Genomic DNA, 17,654 nt, shown 5'->3' on the forward strand with positions numbered 1-17,654 from the left:
GTCACGACCCGATTCCGTCAACCCCTTGACGTTGTGAAAGGACCATTCCTGACGTCCAACGTCAGGAATGGTCCTTTCCAAACGGTAAAGGCGGGGTCAGCCCTTCAGGGCGGCGGCGAGCTTGGCGCCGTCGTAGGAGCCCCAGCCGGTGACCTGGTCGTAGCCCTGGCCGGCCTGGAAGCTGCCGTTGCTGCCCGAGGTCACGTCGTGGAAGCCGGTGCCCTTGGCGCCGTACAGCGCCTGGTTGGCCGCACCGAGCTTCTTGCCGACCAGCGCGGCGAAGCCGGCCCACATAGGGGCGGCGCAGCTGGTGCCGCCGTAGACCTGCCAGCTGCCGGCCGAGTAGATGGCGTAGCCGGTGTTCGGGTCGGCGTCGGAGGACACGTCCGGCACGGTGCGCTTGCCGTTGACGCCCTGCTGGTAGCTGGGGGCGTCGAACTTGGCGGAGGTGCCGCCGCCGGAGCCGTCCCACGCCGACTCGGAGCCGTAGCTGTTGCCGCTGGCGGTGAGGTGCGTGCCGCCGACACCGGTCACGTTCGGGTCGGAGGCGGGGTAGTCGACGGCGTCCACGCTGCCGCCGGTGGAGCTGCGGGTGCAGTCCTTCGAGCCGTCGTCACCGGAGGCGGAGAAGAAGCTGATGCCCTCGGCGGTGGCCTGCTTGATGGCGTTGCTGGTGCCGGTGATCGCCGAGTCGGTGGTGTCCGGCTCGCACGAGCCCCAGGAGATCGAGACCACCGAGACCTTGTTGTCGGTGGCGATCTGGTTGGCCATGTCGATCTCGCCCTGGTCGCTGTTGGGCGCCTCGTAGACCAGCGTCGACGCGCCCTGGGCCATCGCCTGCACGATCTCGATGTCCAGCTCGACCTCGCCCTGGCCCTGGCCCGGCTGCGAGTCGTAGTTGGCGTTGTCCACCGACACGGTCTTCGGCGCCGACGAGCTCAGGTTGAACTGCTTGTCGTAGGCCGAGATGTTGGCCGTCTGGTAGCCGTCGAACTCCCACAGCGCCACGGTCTGGCCGGAGCCGCTGCCCAGCGAGCCGGTGTCGTAGACGCCGTGCAGCTGGTCCGGGGTGAAGCCGGAGGGCGCGGCCGCCTTGTGGGACACGGAGTTCTTGTGCATCACAGCGTGGTTGTCCAGGCCGACGACACCCTGCACCACCGACGCGACGTCGGCCGGCAGCTTGGGGGCGCTGTCGTTGGCGTAGAAGTCGCGGTGCTCGGCGGTGTCGGTGTAGCGGCCCAGCGAGGTGCCGAAGGCGTGCTGGAGCTGGGCGGCGGTGCCGTCCACGGTGACGACCTGGCGGTTCGCGCTCACCTTGGCCACGGTCAGGCCCTGGCCGCGCAGGAAGTTCGACACACTGTCCACACTGGACTGGGTCGGCGCGAACCGGTCGTTGAACTGGGCCGGAGTGATGAACTTGCCGTGCTGCGGCGAGTGAGGGTTGCTCGTGTCCGCGATCAGTTTGTCCAGTTCGCTGCTGTTGCGCAGTTTCAGTGAGACGGAGACGGACATCTTGGTGTCGGCGTCGACCGCGCCGTGTCGCTCGCTGTGCGAAAGTGCCGGAGATGTGTTACCGGGGACGGAAACCAGCGGCTGGGTCTGCGCGACCGCCGGTCCGGCCAGCGCGGCCGCCGCGAGCAGCGGAAGCGGCGCCGCGGCCAGCGCGAGTGCGCGGAAACGTCGTGACATGTGGTGACTCCTTGGTGCGAGACAGGGTTCGTGCCAAGTCGTCACCGACGGTAGACGTGTAACACTTTCGAGGGAACCGACGATATGAGGGGTTCTTCAACTGTTTATCCACAGACGACAGGCCGGCCGTGCTGTTCGCACGACCGGCCTGTTCGGGAAATGCCGAGCTACGCTCAGTTGGTGACCACTTCGCTCAGCGGGGTGTGCGGGAGCCCGTGCGCGACCGCGACGGGCTCGTTGACCAGCTTGTTGTCGTGCACGTTCAGGCCCAGCGCCAGCGCCCTGTCGGCCCGCAGCGCCTGCTCCCAGCCCTTGTCGGCCAGCGCGACCGCGTAGGGCAGGGTCACGTTGGTCAGCGCGTAGGTCGAGGTGTTCGGCACCGCGCCCGGCATGTTGGCCACGCAGTAGAACACCGAGTTGTGCACCTTGTAGGTCGGGTCGTCGTGCGTGGTCGGCCGCGAGTCCTCGAAGCAGCCGCCCTGGTCGATGGAGATGTCGACCAGCACCGAGCCCGGCTTCATCCGCGACACTAGCTCGTTGCTGACCAGCTTCGGCGCCTTCGCGCCGGCCACCAGCACCGCGCCGATCACCAGGTCGGCCTCCAGCACGGCCTGCTCCAGCGCGTAGCGGTTGGAGGTGACGGTGCGGATCCGGCCGTGGAACTCGCGGTCGATCTGGCGCAGCCGGTCCACGTTGGTGTCCAGGATCTCCACGTCGGAGCCCATGCCGGCGGCGATGGTGGCCGCGTTCACGCCGGCCACGCCGCCGCCGATGACCACGACGCGGGCCGGTCGCACGCCGGGCACGCCGCCGGGCAGCACGCCGCGGCCGCCGGAGGGCCGCATCAGGGAGTAGGCCCCGACCTGCGCGGACAGCCGGCCGGCGACCTCGGACATCGGGGCCAGCAGCGGCAGCGCGCCGTTCGCGGTCTGCACTGTCTCGTACGCGATCGCCGTGGTGCCCGACGCGATCAGGGCGTCGGTGAGCGGCCGGTCGGCGGCCAGGTGCAGGTAGGTGAACAGGGTCTGGCCGGCGCGGAGCTTCGCGTACTCGGGGGCGATCGGCTCCTTGACCTTGAGCACCAGCTCGCCCTCGGCCCACACGTCGTCGGCCGTGGCCAGCACCTTGGCGCCGGCGGCGAGGTAGTCCTCATCCGGAATGGAGGAGCCGACACCGGCCCCGGCCTGCACGAACACGTCGTGGCCGCGGCTGACCAGCTCGTGGGCGCCGGCCGGCGTCAACGCGACGCGGTACTCGTGGTTCTTGATCTCGCTGGGAACGGCGATCCGCACGATGTTGGATCCTTTCCGGGCGCACGGCTGGTGTGTTGCTTCCCACGGTGGGCTACGCCAACCGGGGCTGTCATCGTGCGCCCGGACGTACTGGGAGACTGACTAGTTGTGCTGGAGGCACAATCAGTCTCTAGGTCTAGACCTCTCAGTCGTGCAGGCTGGAGCCCGGACGGAAGATCATCACGACCGTGACGGCGGCCCACAGCAGGTTGAACACGCCGGTGTACATGGCCAGCTGGGCCGGCGGCGTCGGCGTGCCGTCCAGCACCCGCTGCTGGTAGGGCAGCACCAGCAGACCCAGCACCAGCGCGGCGATCCCGGTCAGCACGATCGAGACGATGATCCACAGATTGCCGGTGACGCCCATGATGCCGGCGGTGGCGAAGCCGAACACCGGCACCGCGATGGAGACCAGCGCGTACACCTTGCAGATCCGGTTGAGCAGCCGCAGCGTCGCCTTGTCGGCCTCGTCTCCGCTGGCCAGGGCCTTGCGGGCGGCCGGGGGGAACATGCTGGCGGCCACCGCGACCGGGCCGATGGCGATGATCACGGCGATGATGTGGATGGTGAGCAGGATCTTGGTCACGGCGGCCGGGTCCTCCCTTGTCGGTGGGTCCGCTTATTCAGCCTCATCATTCGCTCACTGAGACAGTGGCTGGATCGCCAGGTGTCGACGGATTCTGGCCAGCTACCGTGGGTGGCATGCACACCGTCGCCGTGCTGGCCCTGCCGGGCGTCATCCCGTTCGATCTGGCCACGCCGATCGAGGTGTTCCGGCGCACCCCCGGCTACCAGGTCCGGATCTGCGGCACCGAGCCGGAGATCGACGCCGGGCTGTTCACGCTGCGTGTGCGGTGGGGGCTGGAGGGGCTTCGGGACGCGGACACGATCATGCTGCCCGGGACCGAGTCGTTCGACGTGCCGCTCGATGTCGTCGAGGCGCTTCGGGACGCGGCCGCGCGGGGCGCCCGGCTGGCGTCGATCTGTTCCGGCGCGTTCATCCTCGCCACCACCGGCCTGCTCGACGGCCTGCGGGCCACCACGCACTGGGTCGGGGCCGCGGAGTTGGCCGCGCGCTATCCGCTGATCGACGTCGACCCGGACGTTTTGTACGTCGACAACGGACAACTCCTGACTTCCGCCGGCGCGGCCGCCGGGCTCGACCTCTGCCTGCACATGATCCGCCGGGACCACGGTTCCGCCGCTGCCGCCGACGCCGCTCGGCTGTCGGTGATGCCGCTGGAACGCGAGGGCGGCCAGGCGCAGTTCATCGTGCACGACCTACCACCCGTGCCGCGGGGCAACGAGTTGGAGAAGTTGTTGGCGTGGATGGAGGAGAACTCGGGGCGTGACCTCACGTTGGACGAGATCGCCGCGCAGGCGGGGATGAGTAGCCGCACGCTGAACCGCCGATTCCGTGAGCAGACCGGCACCTCGCCGCTGCGCTGGCTGCACCGCGCCCGGGTCCGTCGTGCGCAACACCTGTTGGAGGCGACCGACGAACCGGTGGAGCGGATCGCCATTCGCACCGGATTCGGTTCCCCGACAGCGTTCCGTGAGCACTTCAAGCGGATCGTCGGCACCAGCCCGCAGGCCTACCGAGCTGCCTTCACACCCACTTCAGCGTGATCAGCTGGGCCAGTAGAGCGAGCCGCACATCCGGGTCGTCCAGGTCCACCAGCTCGCCGATCTTCTTCATCCGGTACCGGAACGTGTTGGGGTGGATCCGCAGCGCCCGGCTCGCCTCGCGGGGATCGCCGGGATGGCGCAGCCACTGGTACAGCGTGTCCAGGTCCAGGTCCTTGAGCTCGGCGAGCGGCCCCAGCTCGGCCACCCCGGAGGCGTTCGAGGCGGCGGCGACCCGGTGCAGCGCCAGCGCCGGCCACACCTCCTCGTAGTTGGCCAGCTTGCGTGCCGCCAGGCCGGTGCGCAGCAGCCGCAACGTCTCGTCGGCCTGGGACCGGGACAGCGGCAGTTCCGAGATGTCGACCGGCCCACCGGCGGCGACCAGGGGTTCGCCGGCGGCCAGCACTTCCCGCAGCGGACCCCAGCCCTTGTCCGGGACGACGGCGTAGAGCACGCCGTGCAGGTCCGCGACCGCTGGCCGGCGGCCGACGCCGCGGGTCATCCGCTCCCACAGCGCGAGGCGAACGCCCTCGGCGTCGGCGGCGTCCTCGCTGGCCGCGTCGATCGCGATCACCCGGTGCGGCTGCTCGTCCAGGCCCAGCTCGGCCGCCGCGGCCCGGCTGTCGGCGGCGCCGGCCAGCACAGCCTGTACCAGCTCGGCCGAGCGCATTCGCTCGGCGTCCACCCGGGCCCGGCGGCGGAGCAGGTGCAGCGCCACCACCGGTCCGGTGTCGGCGAAGGCCGCCGAGCGCTCGTCGCTGACCTCGCCGTCGACCACCGCCCACATCGAGCCCAGCAGCTCGCCGCCCATCCGGATCGGCACGATCAGCCGCGGCAGCGTGCCGTCCCGCTGGGCCGGCACGAAGATCACCGACCGGCCCTTGCTGAGCTGCCGGAACACGCCCCGGCTGCGGAACCGGGCCAGCACGTCGTCCGGCACCCGGCGGCCCATGATCGTGGACACCCGGGCCGGGTCGGTGCGGTCCTGGCGGGAGGAGTAGGCCAGCACCCGGGAGTTGGCGTCCTCGATCGTCACCGGCGCGTCGATCACCGCCGCCACCGCGTCGGCCAGCCGGAACAGGTCGCCGAACTGCTCCACGTCGCCGTCCGACTCGTCGTCGGCGGCCGCGTCGAGCACCGCGCGCAGCAGCCACACCAGCTGGGCCCAGGCCGCCTCCTGTCGCACCTCGACGACGGCGATCTCCGCTTCCCGGGCGGCGCTGAGCACCTCCCCGTCGCCGGCCTGCGGCTGCTTCAGCAGCACACCCGCCGCTCCCCGGGAGTGCCTGACCAGGTCGACCGCGTCCTTCCGGCCGCCGACCGCCACGCCCAGCACCAGGTCGCCGGCCGCGATCACGCTGCGCCGGCCCGGCTCGGCGATCACCACGTCGGTGACGCTCTGCGGGGCCGACGCCGCGTGCACGGCGCGCAACATCGTCGGCCCCACCCGGTCGACAACACCCTGCACGGTCACCACCGCGCCATCGTGCCACCCCCGCCGCCACTGTTCATGTCCGACGAGCGGAAACGGCAGAAGATCATTCACATTTGCTGGGCGGCCAATCATGTGGCCTCTTTTATCAGGGCCGACGGGGCGGCAATCCTTGGACGAGGCTTCCTGTGGATCACGGGGTGTCGACACGGGCCGGCCTTGCACGGGTATATCGCTTGACCATTGTGAAAGGAGAAAGATTGTGAAGGCCTTCCTCCGGGGTACGCGCGCCCTGTCCGCCCTGTTCATCGTTCTGCTGGGAATCCTGTTCGTCGCCCCACAGGGCGCGGCGATGGCCGGCGTGCTCGACAATCCGGGTACGGGAGCCGCCAAGACTCCCTGTTATGAGAAGATTTCGGTCGTCAACAGCGCCGCGTTCGTCATGAACTGGACCGGGAAGATTTCCACCGGTCTGTCCACGCCGTCCACCGACAACTATCCTGTCGGTCAGGAGCGGACCATCGACTTCAATATCTACGGAATCAGGGACGGTGTCGAGATCTGGCCCGAGGTGCACGCCATCCTCGGCACCACGAACAGCGGCCCGCGCGTGCAGTTCTGTGAGGGTGGGGCCACGGCCGCCTACCGGGTGACGGGCACCACCCTCAACTTCTCGGTGAACCTCCTCTGACTTGGACTCCCGCCTGTGGTTCGTCCCCCTGACGCGAGCGCCAGGGGGACGAAACCGGGTCAGCGCCTACTGATCTTGAACACCCAGGCGTACTGACCCGCGGCCTTCGCCGCCGGCGGCACGTCGACCACCAGCGAGCCGCCGGTTGTGGTCCAGGTCAACGGTTGCGGGTAGCCCAGCATCGTCACCTTGTCGCCCGGCCGGATCGGCACCGGGGCACTGACCGTCAGCTTGCTGCCCGGCGCGGTCAGCGAGGTGATGTAGAAGGCGTCACGCTTGGTCGTGAACCGCAGGTCGCCCAGCTGCGCCTGCCGCGACCAGTAGGACGTGTCGTAGATCGACTCGCCGTTGACCTTCAGCCACGCGCCGGTCTGCCGCAGCCGGGTCTGCATGATCTCCGGGATGGTGCCGTCCGCCCGCGGGCCGATGTCCAGCAGGAAGTTGCCGTTCTTGCTGACGATGTCGACCAGCGTGTGCACCACCTCCTCGGCCGTCATGTACATGTCGTCCGGGGTGGCGCGGTTGTAGCCGTAACTGCGCGGGTCCAGGCCCCGGCTGGCCTCCCACTTGGCCACCACGGTGTTCGGATAGGTGGTGTACTCCGGCGTGGTGAAGTCGTGCACCGCGATGCCCGACCGGTCGTTGATCGTCACGTCCTTGGGCCGTGGCCGGTCCTTGGCGTTGTTGAAGTACTCGGCCATCAGCCGCCGGCTGTCGTTCACGCCGCCGATGTCGCACCAGATCACGTCCGGGTCGTAGCCGTGCACCAGCTCCAACATCTGCGGCAGCTGGTAGTCCTGCACGAAGTCACGGCCACTGGCGTAGCCGGTGTAGGGCACCGCCGCGCCCGTGTACGGATTGCGTGGCGGGTGGCCCATCCACGGGTTGTCCGGGTTGAACCACTCGGGCATCGAGAAGTACAAACCGTTGCGCAGCTGGGGAGTGTGCTTCCGCGACGCGTCGAACAGGGCCTTGATCAGATCCCGCTTGGGGCCCAGCTTGGCCGCCGTGCGGCCGGAGACCTTGGAGTCCCAGAGCGCGAAACCCTCGTGGTGCTTGGAGGTCAGCACGTAGTAGCGGGCTCCGGCCTCGACGAACAGGTTCAGCCAGTCCAGCGGATTCCACTTCTCGGCCTTGAACTGCGGGATGAAGTCGTCGTAGTTGACGTTCTGGCCGTAGGTCTGGCGGTGGTAGTCGTAGACGGCGTTGCTCGGGTCCTGCATCCAGTTCCAGTACCACTCCGCGTACTGCTTGCCCGGCGGCGACCAGGCCGGCACGGAGTAGACGCCCCAGTGGATGAAGATGCCGAACTTGGCGTCCTGGAACCAGTACGGGGCCTGGTGCGTGTTCAGCGACGTGTCGGCCGGCTGATAGTCGGGCACGCCCAACAGGATCGGTGCGCTGGCGCTGGCCAGTATGTCCTTTGTGGACTTCGCGGTGACGCTGCCGGTGACGGTGGTGCCGTCGTCGGTGTTCTGGTTCTTGCGGATGCCGATGCGGACCTTGGCCTCGTCGCCCGGCGCGAGCCAGTCCACGGTGGCCGGCATGACCGTCCGGCCGCCCTGGACGTCGACGGAGATCGTGAGCCGGTCCTGCGGGGTGATCCACTCGGTGCCGAGGTTGACCAGCGTCGCCTCGACGACCTGCGGACCGGCGTCGGTGAGCAGGCTGGTGGTCGACTTCGTGCCGCGCAGCGTGACCGCCTTGCCGGTGACGACCGGTTGGAGGCTGAGGGCGAAGATGTGCAGGCTGGACTTGCCCTCGACGGCCGGGCTGGTGGTCGGCAGGGTGATCGCCACCGCGTCCCGGTTCGGGTCGATCCAGACCTGGGAGGTGCTGATCGACACCGGGCTCTGGTCGGTGCGGCCGCCCGGCGTGTAGCGGAACGGGGCGACGAGCTGGCCGCTGCCGGAGTACCAGTCGGCGCCGCCGAGCTGGGCCTCGCTGGTGCTGCCGTCGGCGTAGTGGATGGTCGCGGTGCCGCCGGTCGCGCCGTACGAGCAGGCGGTGAGGAACAGCGCCGTGACGTAGCGGCCCTGGGGCAGCGGGATCTGCTGGCCCATCGCGACGATGTTGTTCTTGCCGGTGGCGGACGGGAACGTGAACGGGACGCCGTCCACGGTGACCTGGCCGCTGGGTAAGCCCTCGGCCGGGAAGGTGTAGCCGGAGCCGTCGAAGTTGCCGTCGTGGGTGGTGGCGGTGTCGATGCCGTCGTTGTCGAACAGGCCGTCCAGCGGGACGGGGACCGGATTCGGTGCGTCGGACGCCGCGAAGGCGGTCCCCGTGCCGTTGATCGTCGCGAGCACGGTCGCGCCCAGGGCCAGGCCCAGGGCGGTCCGTCGGGGGAAGGTCGTCATCGAGCCCTCCTGCGTCGGGCCGCCCGGCGACGGAACAGATCCGATGTGTCGGGTGGTTTATGCGGCGGACCGGGGCCTGACGCGGTTAGTCATCGGATGACTGTGATCCTGGGGTGGTCGGGCTCACACTGTCAAGACCTCGGTCACGCCCCGGGCCGCCAGGTACTCGGGGCTCGTCTCCTGGACGATCGCCGGACGCTGGCCGGTTTTCGCCAGTCGCATCCAGGCCTCGAAGAACGCGCCGCCCGGGCCGGAGTCGCTGCGCTTGCCGTCGAAGAGCAGCGCCGTCGTGCGGTCCACCGGCTTCGGCAACTCTGAGTGAATGGCCCGCTGGATGGCCTTGGCCAGCGGCTTCGCGTTGCCGTCGGAGTCGAACAGGCCCAGTCCGTACTCCAGCTCCGGGTAGTCGACGAACTTCCGGTTCACGTCGTGCGAGCACCACCAGGTGAGACCCCAGATGTTCTTGCAGGTCGCGACGTTGCCAATCGTTTGCTCCGCGTACTCCACGGCGTGCTCCACCGGGATGTGCGGGGCCGGCGCGCCCACCTCCTGCACCCAGATCACCCGGTCCGGCGTGCCGTAGGAGCGGGCCAGCTCGGTGCCGTACTCGGCCAGGTGGTGGATCTCCGTCGACTGCGGACCGTAACGACGGGCCGCGTTCAGGCTGAAGACCCAGGGGTGGACCGTGGTCATGGCGCCCTTGGTCGCGCTGGCCAGCGGCGTGAACGGGTGGTCGTCGACGTACCAGGCGTCGTCGAAGGCCGAATGACAGTGCGGGTGGTCCGGGTCGGCCGCGTAGACCGCTTCCAGCAGCCGGTCCAGCCACACGTCCACCTCGGCCGGCGTGCACGGGTTGTGCGCCACCAGATTGTTCATCTCGTTGCCGAGCGTCATTCCCAGGAAGTTCGGCTCCCCGCGCAGCGCCGTGGCCAGCGTGCGTAGCAACAGGATCTGGCCCTCCAACACGTCCGGATCGGTGAACACGTTGCGGTGGTGCCAGGTCTGCGTCCAGGAGGGGTAGAAGTCGAAGCTGGACAGGTGGCCCTGGATGCCGTCCACCGTCACGTCGAGGCCGGCCCGCGCGCCCATGCGGACCAGCTCCAGCAGCTGCTGCACCGCCTTCTCCCGGACCACGCCGCGGTTGGGCTGGAACACCGACCAGATCGGGAACACCCGCACGTGGTCCAGGCCGAGACCGGCCAGCTGGTCCAGGTCCCGGCGGATCGAGTCCGGCTCGAAGTCCAGCCAGGTGTGCCACCAGTGCTTGCTGGGCGTGTAGTTGGCGCCGAACCGCATCAGCCGCTCCCTGCGTCGTTTACAGTGAGGGCAACAATTCCACACAGGCCGCGTGCCGACGGCACACAGCCCGGTCGGGAGAGCCCTCGGATTTCACCGGGGCGCCGAAGGAGCAAGCCTCCCCGCACACTCTCAGGCAACCAGACCGGCCGGGCGAGGCGACTCTGGAAAGCAGCGTGCGCGGTCGTGCATGCCACCCACGGTGCAAGCTGTCGCGGTCGTGACGGCGAAGCTCTCAGGTCCCATGACAGAGGGGGAGCCTCAACTTCGGCACAACCGTGGAGTCCGCCATGGCCATCAGCGTTTTCGATCTGTTCTCGGTGGGGATCGGCCCGTCCAGCTCGCACACCGTGGGCCCGATGCGGGCCGCCTGCATGTTCGTCTCGCGCCTGCGCGCCGGCGGCCGGTTCGACGCCGTCGCCCGCGTGCACGTCGAGCTCTTCGGCTCCCTCGGCGCCACCGGGCACGGGCACGGCAGCCCCAAGGCCGTGATGCTCGGCCTGGAGGGTTCGCAGCCCGAGCTGTGCGATCCCACCGACGCCGACGACCGCGTCGCCCGGATCCGAGCCGTCTCCCGGCTGCTGCTCGGCGGCTCCCGTGAGATCGACTTCGTCGAGGACACCGACCTGATCATGCACCGCCGCAAGGCGCTTCCCTTGCACCCCAACGGCATGAGCTTCGCCGCGTACACCGCCGACGGCGCCGAGCTGGACTCCGCCGTCTACTACTCGGTCGGCGGCGGCTTCATCGTCGACGAGACCGCCAGCGGCACCGACCGCATCAAGCAGGACTCCACCCCGCTGGCCCATCCGTTCCTCTCGGGTGACGAACTCCTTGCCCGGACTCGGGAATCCGGCGTGTCCATCAGCGACGTCATGCTGGCCAACGAGTTGTCGTGGCGTCCCGAGTCCGAGGTTCGCTCGGGTCTGCTGCACATCTGGCACGTCATGCAGGAGTGCGTGGAGCGGGGCTGCACCGTCGAGGGCACCCTCCCCGGCGGTCTCAAGGTCCGCCGCCGGGCCGCCGACCTCCGCCGAACCCTGGCCGCCGAGCACTTCGCCACCGATCCGCTGCGGGTCATGGACTGGGTGACGCTCTTCGCCCTGGCCGTCAACGAGGAGAACGCCGCCGGCGGCCGCGTCGTCACCGCCCCCACCAACGGCGCCGCCGGCATCGTGCCCGCCGTCCTGCACTACTACTCCCGCTTCGTCCCCGGCGCCTCCGACGACGGCGTCGTCCGCTTCCTGCTCACCGCCGGCGCCATCGGCGTCCTGTTCAAGGAGAACGCCTCCATCTCCGGCGCCGAGGTCGGCTGCCAGGGCGAGGTCGGCTCCGCCTGCTCCATGGCCGCCGCCGGCCTCGCCGAAGTCCTCGGCGGCACCCCCGAGCAGGTCGAGAACGCGGCGGAGATCGCCATGGAGCACAACCTCGGCCTCACCTGCGACCCCATCGGCGGCCTCGTCCAGATCCCCTGCATCGAACGCAACGCCCTCGCCTCCATCAAGGCCATCACCGCCGCCCGGATGGCCCTGCGCGGCGACGGAGCCCACTTCGTCTCCCTCGACAAGGTCATCAAAACCATGCGCGAAACCGGCCGTGACATGAAGGACAAGTACAAGGAGACGGCTCGCGGCGGCCTCGCCGTCAACGTCATCGAGTGCTGACGGCGGTCGGCGCATGACATCGGACGAGATGGTGTGGGCGGCGATGGAAGTGGCGGAAGAGGGGATTAGGCAGGGGGAACTGCCGATCGGGGCGGTGGTGTTCGCGGGCGATGAGGTGGTGGGCAGGGCGTTCACCAGGGACAGCGTCGGCCGGCTGAAGCACGCGGATCTGTTGGCGATGATCGAGGCGGACGGCCAGCAGGTGAAGGGGTCGCTGAGGCTGGCGGTGAATCTGGAGCCGTGCCTGATGTGTCTGGGGGCGGCGATGTCGTTGGGGGTCAGGGAGATCTGTTACGGCCTGAGCTCGCCGGGGGATGGGGCGGCGAGGATTGCCGCGAGCTGGGAGCCGGGGGCGGGCATGGGGTGGTACCGGGCGCCGGAGATGCACGGGGGGATCAGGGCGGAGGAAGTGCGGGAGCAGTTCCGGAGGTACTGCGAGCGCGCGGCGGACACACCGTTGAGGAAGTGGGCAAATACGCTTGCGAGCGGAACCTAGGCTGGGGGCATGACCAGGATCGCGGTGTTGACGGGGGCGGGGATCTCGACGGACTCGGGGATTCCGGACTACCGCGGCCCGCAGGGGGAGTGGACGAAGGACCCGAGGGCGCAGGAGCTCTTCACGTACCAGAACTTCATGGGGGACGAGCGGACGCGCGGGGAGTTCTGGCGGCGGTATGAGGGACACCCGGCCTGGCGGGCGGAGCCGAACGAGGCGCACCGGGCGATCGCGAAGCTGGCGAACGTGCGGGTGTTGACGCAGAACGTGGACGGCCTACACCAGAAAGCCGGGACGCCGGAGCGGAAGGTGTTGGAGCTGCACGGAAGCATGCACCGGACGGTGTGTGTCCAGTGCGAGAGCCGACACAGCACCGAGGAAATCCTCGACGGCGACAAGAAGTGCCCCAGCTGCAAGGGGATTCTCAAGCTGGGGGTGACGCTGTTAGGCGAGCACCTGGACCCGGAGGTCATCGGCCACGCCAGGAACATCGCGGCGGCGAGTGAGGTGTTCCTGGCGGTTGGGAGTTCGTTGCAGGTGGAGCCGGCGGCGGCGTTGTGCGCGGTGGCGGTGCGGGCGGGGGCCCGGCTGGTGATCGTGAACCGCGATCCGACGCCGTACGACGACATGGCGGCGGAGAAGATCACGGAGCCGATCGGGACGGCGGTGCCCCGGCTCTGCGAGGAACTGGCTCAGTAGAAGGGAATCCGCCCGTTCGGCCGAGGCCGAACGGGCGGACGAGGGTCAGAACTTGGCCGAGCAGCCGGGGGTCAGCTTGGCCGCCTCGACGCCGGCCATGAGAAACACGCCGACGCCGTAGTTGCTGGTGGCGGTGGGGCTGATGGGCTGGTACTGGGACGGGTGCGAGGACGGACCCTGCACGTAGCCGACAACACCGTTGGACCGCAGGGCGGTGCCCTTCAGCCAGCCCCAGGCCTTCTGCACGACCGGGGTGTACGTGGCCGCGTCGAGGTAGCCGGCCTGGATGGCCTTGGCCAGACCGTAGGTGAACAGCGAGGTGCCGCTGGACTCCGGCGCGGGGTAGGCGGCCGGGTGGTCGACGTCGGCGGTCCAGTAGCCGCCGGCCTGCTGGGTGGCCTTGAGCTTGGCGAACATGGCCTGCAGCAAGGAGATGTAGTGGGCTCGGTGGGCGTCGCCGGCGGGCAGGTAGGCGATGGTGTCGGTGAGGGCGGCGACGATCCAACCGTTGCCGCGGGACCAGTGCTGGGTGGTGCCGACCCAGCGGGAGTCCCGCCACCACAGGGCGTTCTTGCTGTCGTAGATGTGGCTCTCGGGATAGGCGAACAGCTTGGCCATGGCGTCGATGTTCGTGTTGCCGCCGAAGTAGGCGAACGCGGACAGGGCGCCGAGCCGCACGGCGTCCACATAGGACATGTCGGAGGACTGGCCGCCCTCGACCTTCTTGGCCTCCTTGTCGACATAGGCCTTGGCGTCGGCGATGTCGGAAGCCGGGTGCTTGGGGTCGAGCTGGTAGAGGTCGATGTACTCCTGGGAGGCCTCGGGACCGTCCAGGTTGGGCGTGCCGGTGGGCAGCTTCCACTTGTTGTGGGCGGCCCACGCGGTGGCGTAGTTGAGGTACTTGGCGTCGCCGGTCAGCTTGTACGCCTCGATGTCGCCCTTGATGTACAGCGAGTTGAACCAGGTGGAGTCCGCGGGCTTGGCGTTGCCGGCGATCCAGTGGTCGGCGGCGGCCCGGATGGGGGCTTCCTCCGCGCAGGCGGCGGGCGCCGCCGAGGCCGCCGTCGGGAGCAGGGCCCCGGCGACGAGGGAACAGGCGATCGCGAGCGACCACCGGGAACGTGATGCCACCACAACCTCCAGGGGTGTCGGCGCGGCGGCGGGGGCTGGAAACGTTTACATAGTAGGGGTGGCGTCAACGGGGTGTCGTCAGTCGGCGTCGCCGCCGCGGCCGGAGCCGAGCAGGCTGATGCCGTTGCCGGGCAGCTGCACCGGCAGGTCGGTGAGCAGCATGGTGTTGTTGCCCGTGAGCACGCCGCTGGATCCGTTGAACGAGTCGCCGACGCCGGGCTTGATATCCGAGGCGGAAGCGGGGGCTGCCAGCAGGACAAGCAGGACAAGCAGGCCGGTGACCAGGCCGATGATGCGCATGAAGATCATTGTTGCCACGATCGACTCCTCCGATGACAGTGGCCCGTGACCTGGACAGAAGTCTTGACGGCCCGCCAACGGCTGCCTACGGTCGGCGGCAGAGCTCCGATGTATAGGTTTTCACGAGGAAGTGAAGGGGCCGACATGAGCGAGCTGTCCCGGAGAACCCTGCTGGCTGCGGGCGGCGCGCTGCTGGCGGCGCCGACGTTGGCGGGGGTGGCGAACGCGGCCGACGCGAACGCGGCCGATGTCGACGCGAGCACCGGCCTGAACTGGCGGTCCTTCCTCGCCGGCAGCGACCTGGTCTGGCAGCGCCTGCCGAAGAACTGGTACGACGGCCCCTTTCTGGGCAACGGCTTCCTCGGCTCGGGCATTTACGCGGAGCCGGGCGCCAACGCCATCCGGTTCAACGTGCAGCACAGCGAGGTCCAGGACCATCGCCCCGAGTTCGGCTCCCTCTACGGCCTGGCCCGCCTCCCGATCGGCTGGTTCACCCTGGAGCCGCAGGGCACGATCACCGCGGTCGACTGGCGGCTGAGCCTCTACGACGCCGAGCTGGCCGGCACCATCACCACCACGGCCGGCAGCATCGCCATCCGCGCGATCATCCACAATGGACGATCGACGCTTGTGGTCCAGGCCAAGCCGAGCGACGGCGAGGCCAAGTTCCGCTGGGTGTTCCACCCGGCCGACGCGGTCAGCCCCCGCACCGACCCGAAGTTCAACAAGCCGGCCCCGGACGGCTACCTGCCCAACCCCCAGCCCACCACGCAGACCAGCGGCCCGGCCACCCTGGTGACCCAGCCGCTGCTGTCCGGCGGCGAGCATGTCACGGCGTACCAGGAGACGGCCAGGGGCACGACCAGAACCCTGTACGCCACGGTGGCCTGGTCGAACCCCGACAAGACGGCCGGCGGCCGAGCGCTGCACGCCGTGCGCTCAGCGGCGGGCAACTCCCTCGACACGCTGGCCTGGGACCACCGAGCCTGGTGGAATGCCTTCTACCGGCAGAGTTTCCTGTCCGTGCCGGACGGCCGGCTGCAGAGCTTCTACTGGATCCAGCTCTACAAGGTCGCCTCGGCCACCAGGAGAGCGGCCCCGGTGATGGCCACGACCGGCCCCTGGCTGGAGTCGACGCCGTGGCCGGCGACCTGGTGGAACCTCAACGTGCAGTTGGAGTACTGGCTGATCCACGGCTCCAACCACCTCGAACTGGACTCCCTGACCCGGGCCCTGGGCCAGTTCCGCGACAACCTGACCAAGCAGGTCGCCGCGCCGTACGACCAGGATTCGGCGGCCATCTGCCGCACCACGGACATCACCCTGGTCAACGGGGCCACCGCCGGCATCCCCGGCCAGGACCCGCCCACGCCGGAGATCGGCAACCTGACCTGGGCGCTGCACAACGTGTGGCTGACCTACCGGCACACCATGGACACCGGCCTGTTGCGGAACACGGTGTTCCCGTTGCTGCGCAAGGCGGTCAACTACTACCTGCACTTCCTCACGCCGGGCAGCGACGGCAAGCTGCACCTGCCGAAGACGTTCTCCCCGGAGTACGGCGTCGACACCCCGGACACCAACTACGACCTGGCCCTGCTGCGCTGGGGCTGCCAGACCCTGCTGGACAGCGCGCAGATCCTGCACGTCAACGATCCGCTGGCCGCCAAGTGGCGGGACGTCCTGGCCAACCTGACGCCGTATCCGGTGGACGACAACGGCTTCATGATCGGGGCGGGCCAGCCGTTCGCCATGTCCCACCGGCACTACTCGCACATGCTGTCGGTCTATCCGCTGTACCTGGTGAACTGGGAGCAGCCGGAGAGCCGGAACCTGATCCAGACCTCGGTCAACCACTGGATCAGCTTCAAGGGCGCGTTGCAGGGCTACAGCTACACCGGCGCGGCCTCGTTCGCGGCGCAGATGGGGCGCGGCAACGACTCCGCCCAGTACCTGGCCGACCTGCTGCGCCTCTACGTGCAGGCCAACACCATGTACAAGGAGTCCGGTCCGGTGATCGAGACGCCGCTGTCGGCGTCCCAGTCGATGCACGACATGATCTGCCAGAGCTGGCACGGGATCATCCGGGTGTTCCCGGCGATCCCGGACTCCTGGGCCGACGTCACGATCGACAACTTCCGCACCCAGGGCGCGTTCCTGCTCAGCGCCTCGCGTCAGCAGGGCGTGACGCGATGGGTGCGGCTGCGCAGCGAAGTTGGCGCTCCGTGTGTGGTCCGACATGGGATCCCGGGCCAGGTGGCGGTTCGCGACCAGCACGGCCGGCCGCTGCGGTTCAGGGAACTCGACGCCACCACGATCCAGATCGACCTGCCGGCGGGCGGCGAGGCGGTGCTCTGCCGGGCTGGCGACCGACCGGACTTCACGGTCGCGCCGGTCAAGTCGAACGGGCCGTCCGCGCCGTGGGGCCTGACTGACTGAGTTTCACAGCATTCTGTAAGGAAGGTCGTAACCGTTCCTCAGGAACGGCTGATGTGATCTGTGTCGCGGGGCTCCCGATGGAAATCGGGAGCCCCGACCACTGTCAGAACCGGAACAGCATCCCGGTTCGGTTGTCCCGTTCGCAGCCGTTGGTGTACTGGTCCTGGAACCGCACTGTCCGCCCGCGCCACAGGCCGGTCGCGGTCACCGTGATCGGCTGGAAGATCATCGGGCAGAAGATGTGGGTCTGGGTGGCGGGCATGTTGGCCAGGTCGCCGTCGACCTGGCTGAGCTGCATGCACGCGGTCTGGGCGTCGGGGTGGGTGCCGCCGTCGGGGTCGCAGGTCAGTTCGACGACGTGCGGCGCGAAGCCGTTGGTGGTGGCGGTCAGGGTCAATGCGGAGGGCAGGGCGGCCGCGGCGGGGACGGCGGTCACGCAGACGGCCGCCGCACAGAGGGCGGCCGCACCGGCGAGGACTCGGGGAAGGGGCATGGTTGCCTACTTTTGCGCTGTTCGTGCAGACGAACGAGGTAAAACCGAG

Annotated in this window: 15 protein-coding genes and 1 riboswitch; of the genes, 6 read left to right on the forward strand and 9 right to left on the reverse strand. The window is 69.0% G+C overall.

Translation table 11 applies throughout. From position 1 onward, the window contains the following. Positions 1-96: 96 nt before the first annotated feature. From JJ691_RS43995 to JJ691_RS44005, 3 genes are all read right to left on the reverse strand, one after another. The gene (locus tag JJ691_RS43995) at positions 97-1,689 is read right to left on the reverse strand and encodes a S53 family peptidase (protein ID WP_211765333.1); all 1,593 of its coding nucleotides are present in this window, start codon (positions 1,687-1,689) and stop codon (positions 97-99) included. A 173-nt stretch (positions 1,690-1,862) separates the two neighbouring features. Beyond that, a complete protein-coding gene (gene ald / locus JJ691_RS44000) occupies positions 1,863-2,981 on the reverse strand; it encodes an alanine dehydrogenase (protein WP_211765334.1) in 1,119 nt (372 codons plus the stop codon). A 145-nt stretch (positions 2,982-3,126) separates the two neighbouring features. After that, entirely contained in the window at positions 3,127-3,567 is a 441-nt protein-coding gene (locus JJ691_RS44005; protein ID WP_211765335.1) for a hypothetical protein, read from the reverse strand. 116 nt (positions 3,568-3,683) lie between these two features. Here JJ691_RS44005 and JJ691_RS44010 point away from each other — a divergent pair, with 116 nt between their 5' ends. Then, a complete protein-coding gene (locus JJ691_RS44010; protein WP_211765336.1) occupies positions 3,684-4,610 on the forward strand; it encodes a GlxA family transcriptional regulator in 927 nt (308 codons plus the stop codon). Here the strand turns inward: JJ691_RS44010 and JJ691_RS44015 are convergent. Further along, positions 4,591-6,084 (reverse strand): PucR family transcriptional regulator, encoded by a 1,494-nt coding sequence (locus tag JJ691_RS44015; RefSeq protein ID WP_211765337.1) that lies wholly within the window; start codon positions 6,082-6,084, stop codon positions 4,591-4,593. The genes JJ691_RS44010 and JJ691_RS44015 overlap by 20 nt on opposite strands. A gap of 217 nt (positions 6,085-6,301) precedes the next feature. Here JJ691_RS44015 and JJ691_RS44020 point away from each other — a divergent pair, with 217 nt between their 5' ends. Further along, positions 6,302-6,730 (forward strand): hypothetical protein, encoded by a 429-nt coding sequence (locus JJ691_RS44020; protein WP_211765338.1) that lies wholly within the window; start codon positions 6,302-6,304, stop codon positions 6,728-6,730. 59 nt (positions 6,731-6,789) lie between these two features. Here JJ691_RS44020 and JJ691_RS44025 read toward each other — a convergent pair whose 3' ends face one another. Together JJ691_RS44025 and JJ691_RS44030 are read right to left on the reverse strand one after the other, a co-directional pair. After that, positions 6,790-9,087, reverse strand: a complete 2,298-nt coding sequence (locus tag JJ691_RS44025) for an alpha-L-fucosidase (protein WP_211765339.1) — start codon at positions 9,085-9,087, stop codon at positions 6,790-6,792. Between the two features lie 123 nt (positions 9,088-9,210). Next, positions 9,211-10,383: a glycoside hydrolase 5 family protein gene (locus JJ691_RS44030; RefSeq protein ID WP_211765340.1), complete on the reverse strand. Its 1,173-nt coding sequence runs from the start codon at positions 10,381-10,383 to the stop codon at positions 9,211-9,213. Between the two features lie 65 nt (positions 10,384-10,448). Next, positions 10,449-10,541: riboswitch (glycine riboswitch) on the forward strand. Between the two features lie 132 nt (positions 10,542-10,673). On the opposite strand from JJ691_RS44030, the gene JJ691_RS44035 reads away from it, so the two are divergent. From JJ691_RS44035 to JJ691_RS44045, 3 genes are read left to right on the forward strand one after another with little or no spacing between them, the layout of a single operon-like run. Next, on the forward strand, positions 10,674-12,047 hold the full coding sequence (locus tag JJ691_RS44035) for an L-serine ammonia-lyase (protein ID WP_211765341.1): 1,374 nt from the start codon (positions 10,674-10,676) through the stop codon (positions 12,045-12,047). A gap of 13 nt (positions 12,048-12,060) precedes the next feature. Beyond that, positions 12,061-12,543: a deaminase gene (locus tag JJ691_RS44040; RefSeq protein ID WP_211765342.1), complete on the forward strand. Its 483-nt coding sequence runs from the start codon at positions 12,061-12,063 to the stop codon at positions 12,541-12,543. 9 nt (positions 12,544-12,552) lie between these two features. Beyond that, positions 12,553-13,242 carry an SIR2 family NAD-dependent protein deacylase gene (locus JJ691_RS44045; protein WP_211765343.1) on the forward strand — a complete coding sequence of 230 codons (690 nt, stop codon included), beginning with the start codon at positions 12,553-12,555 and terminating at the stop codon, positions 13,240-13,242. Between the two features lie 45 nt (positions 13,243-13,287). Here JJ691_RS44045 and JJ691_RS44050 read toward each other — a convergent pair whose 3' ends face one another. Together JJ691_RS44050 and JJ691_RS44055 are read right to left on the reverse strand one after the other, a co-directional pair. Beyond that, complete coding sequence (locus tag JJ691_RS44050) at positions 13,288-14,373, reverse strand: glycoside hydrolase family 88 protein (RefSeq protein ID WP_211765344.1); 1,086 nt, start codon at positions 14,371-14,373, stop codon at positions 13,288-13,290. Between the two features lie 78 nt (positions 14,374-14,451). After that, complete coding sequence (locus JJ691_RS44055) at positions 14,452-14,691, reverse strand: hypothetical protein (RefSeq protein ID WP_211765345.1); 240 nt, start codon at positions 14,689-14,691, stop codon at positions 14,452-14,454. 126 nt (positions 14,692-14,817) lie between these two features. Between JJ691_RS44055 and JJ691_RS44060 the strand changes: the two genes are divergently transcribed. Then, positions 14,818-17,112, forward strand: coding sequence for a glycosyl hydrolase family 95 catalytic domain-containing protein (locus tag JJ691_RS44060; protein WP_211765346.1), 2,295 nt, complete (start codon positions 14,818-14,820; stop codon positions 17,110-17,112). Between the two features lie 103 nt (positions 17,113-17,215). Here the strand turns inward: JJ691_RS44060 and JJ691_RS44065 are convergent, their stop codons facing one another. Then, a complete protein-coding gene (locus JJ691_RS44065) occupies positions 17,216-17,605 on the reverse strand; it encodes an SSI family serine proteinase inhibitor (RefSeq protein WP_211765347.1) in 390 nt (129 codons plus the stop codon). Positions 17,606-17,654: the final 49 nt, after the last annotated feature.

The organism is Kutzneria sp. CA-103260, assembly GCF_018263855.1.
Classification (GTDB): Bacteria; Actinomycetota; Actinomycetes; order Mycobacteriales; family Pseudonocardiaceae; genus Kutzneria.

What these genes read in the sequence shown, in the direction of transcription:
- JJ691_RS43995 (WP_211765333.1), bottom strand. Translation starts at nt 1,689, where the DNA reads ATGTCACGACGTTTCCGCGCACTCGCGCTGGCCGCGGCGCCGCTTCCG.
- JJ691_RS44010 (WP_211765336.1), top strand. Translation starts at nt 3,684, where the DNA reads ATGCACACCGTCGCCGTGCTGGCCCTGCCGGGCGTCATCCCGTTCGAT.
- JJ691_RS44025 (WP_211765339.1), bottom strand. Translation starts at nt 9,087, where the DNA reads ATGACGACCTTCCCCCGACGGACCGCCCTGGGCCTGGCCCTGGGCGCG.
- JJ691_RS44030 (WP_211765340.1), bottom strand. Translation starts at nt 10,383, where the DNA reads ATGCGGTTCGGCGCCAACTACACGCCCAGCAAGCACTGGTGGCACACC.
- JJ691_RS44035 (WP_211765341.1), top strand. Translation starts at nt 10,674, where the DNA reads ATGGCCATCAGCGTTTTCGATCTGTTCTCGGTGGGGATCGGCCCGTCC.
- JJ691_RS44040 (WP_211765342.1), top strand. Translation starts at nt 12,061, where the DNA reads ATGACATCGGACGAGATGGTGTGGGCGGCGATGGAAGTGGCGGAAGAG.
- JJ691_RS44045 (WP_211765343.1), top strand. Translation starts at nt 12,553, where the DNA reads ATGACCAGGATCGCGGTGTTGACGGGGGCGGGGATCTCGACGGACTCG.
- JJ691_RS44060 (WP_211765346.1), top strand. Translation starts at nt 14,818, where the DNA reads ATGAGCGAGCTGTCCCGGAGAACCCTGCTGGCTGCGGGCGGCGCGCTG.
- JJ691_RS44065 (WP_211765347.1), bottom strand. Translation starts at nt 17,605, where the DNA reads ATGCCCCTTCCCCGAGTCCTCGCCGGTGCGGCCGCCCTCTGTGCGGCG.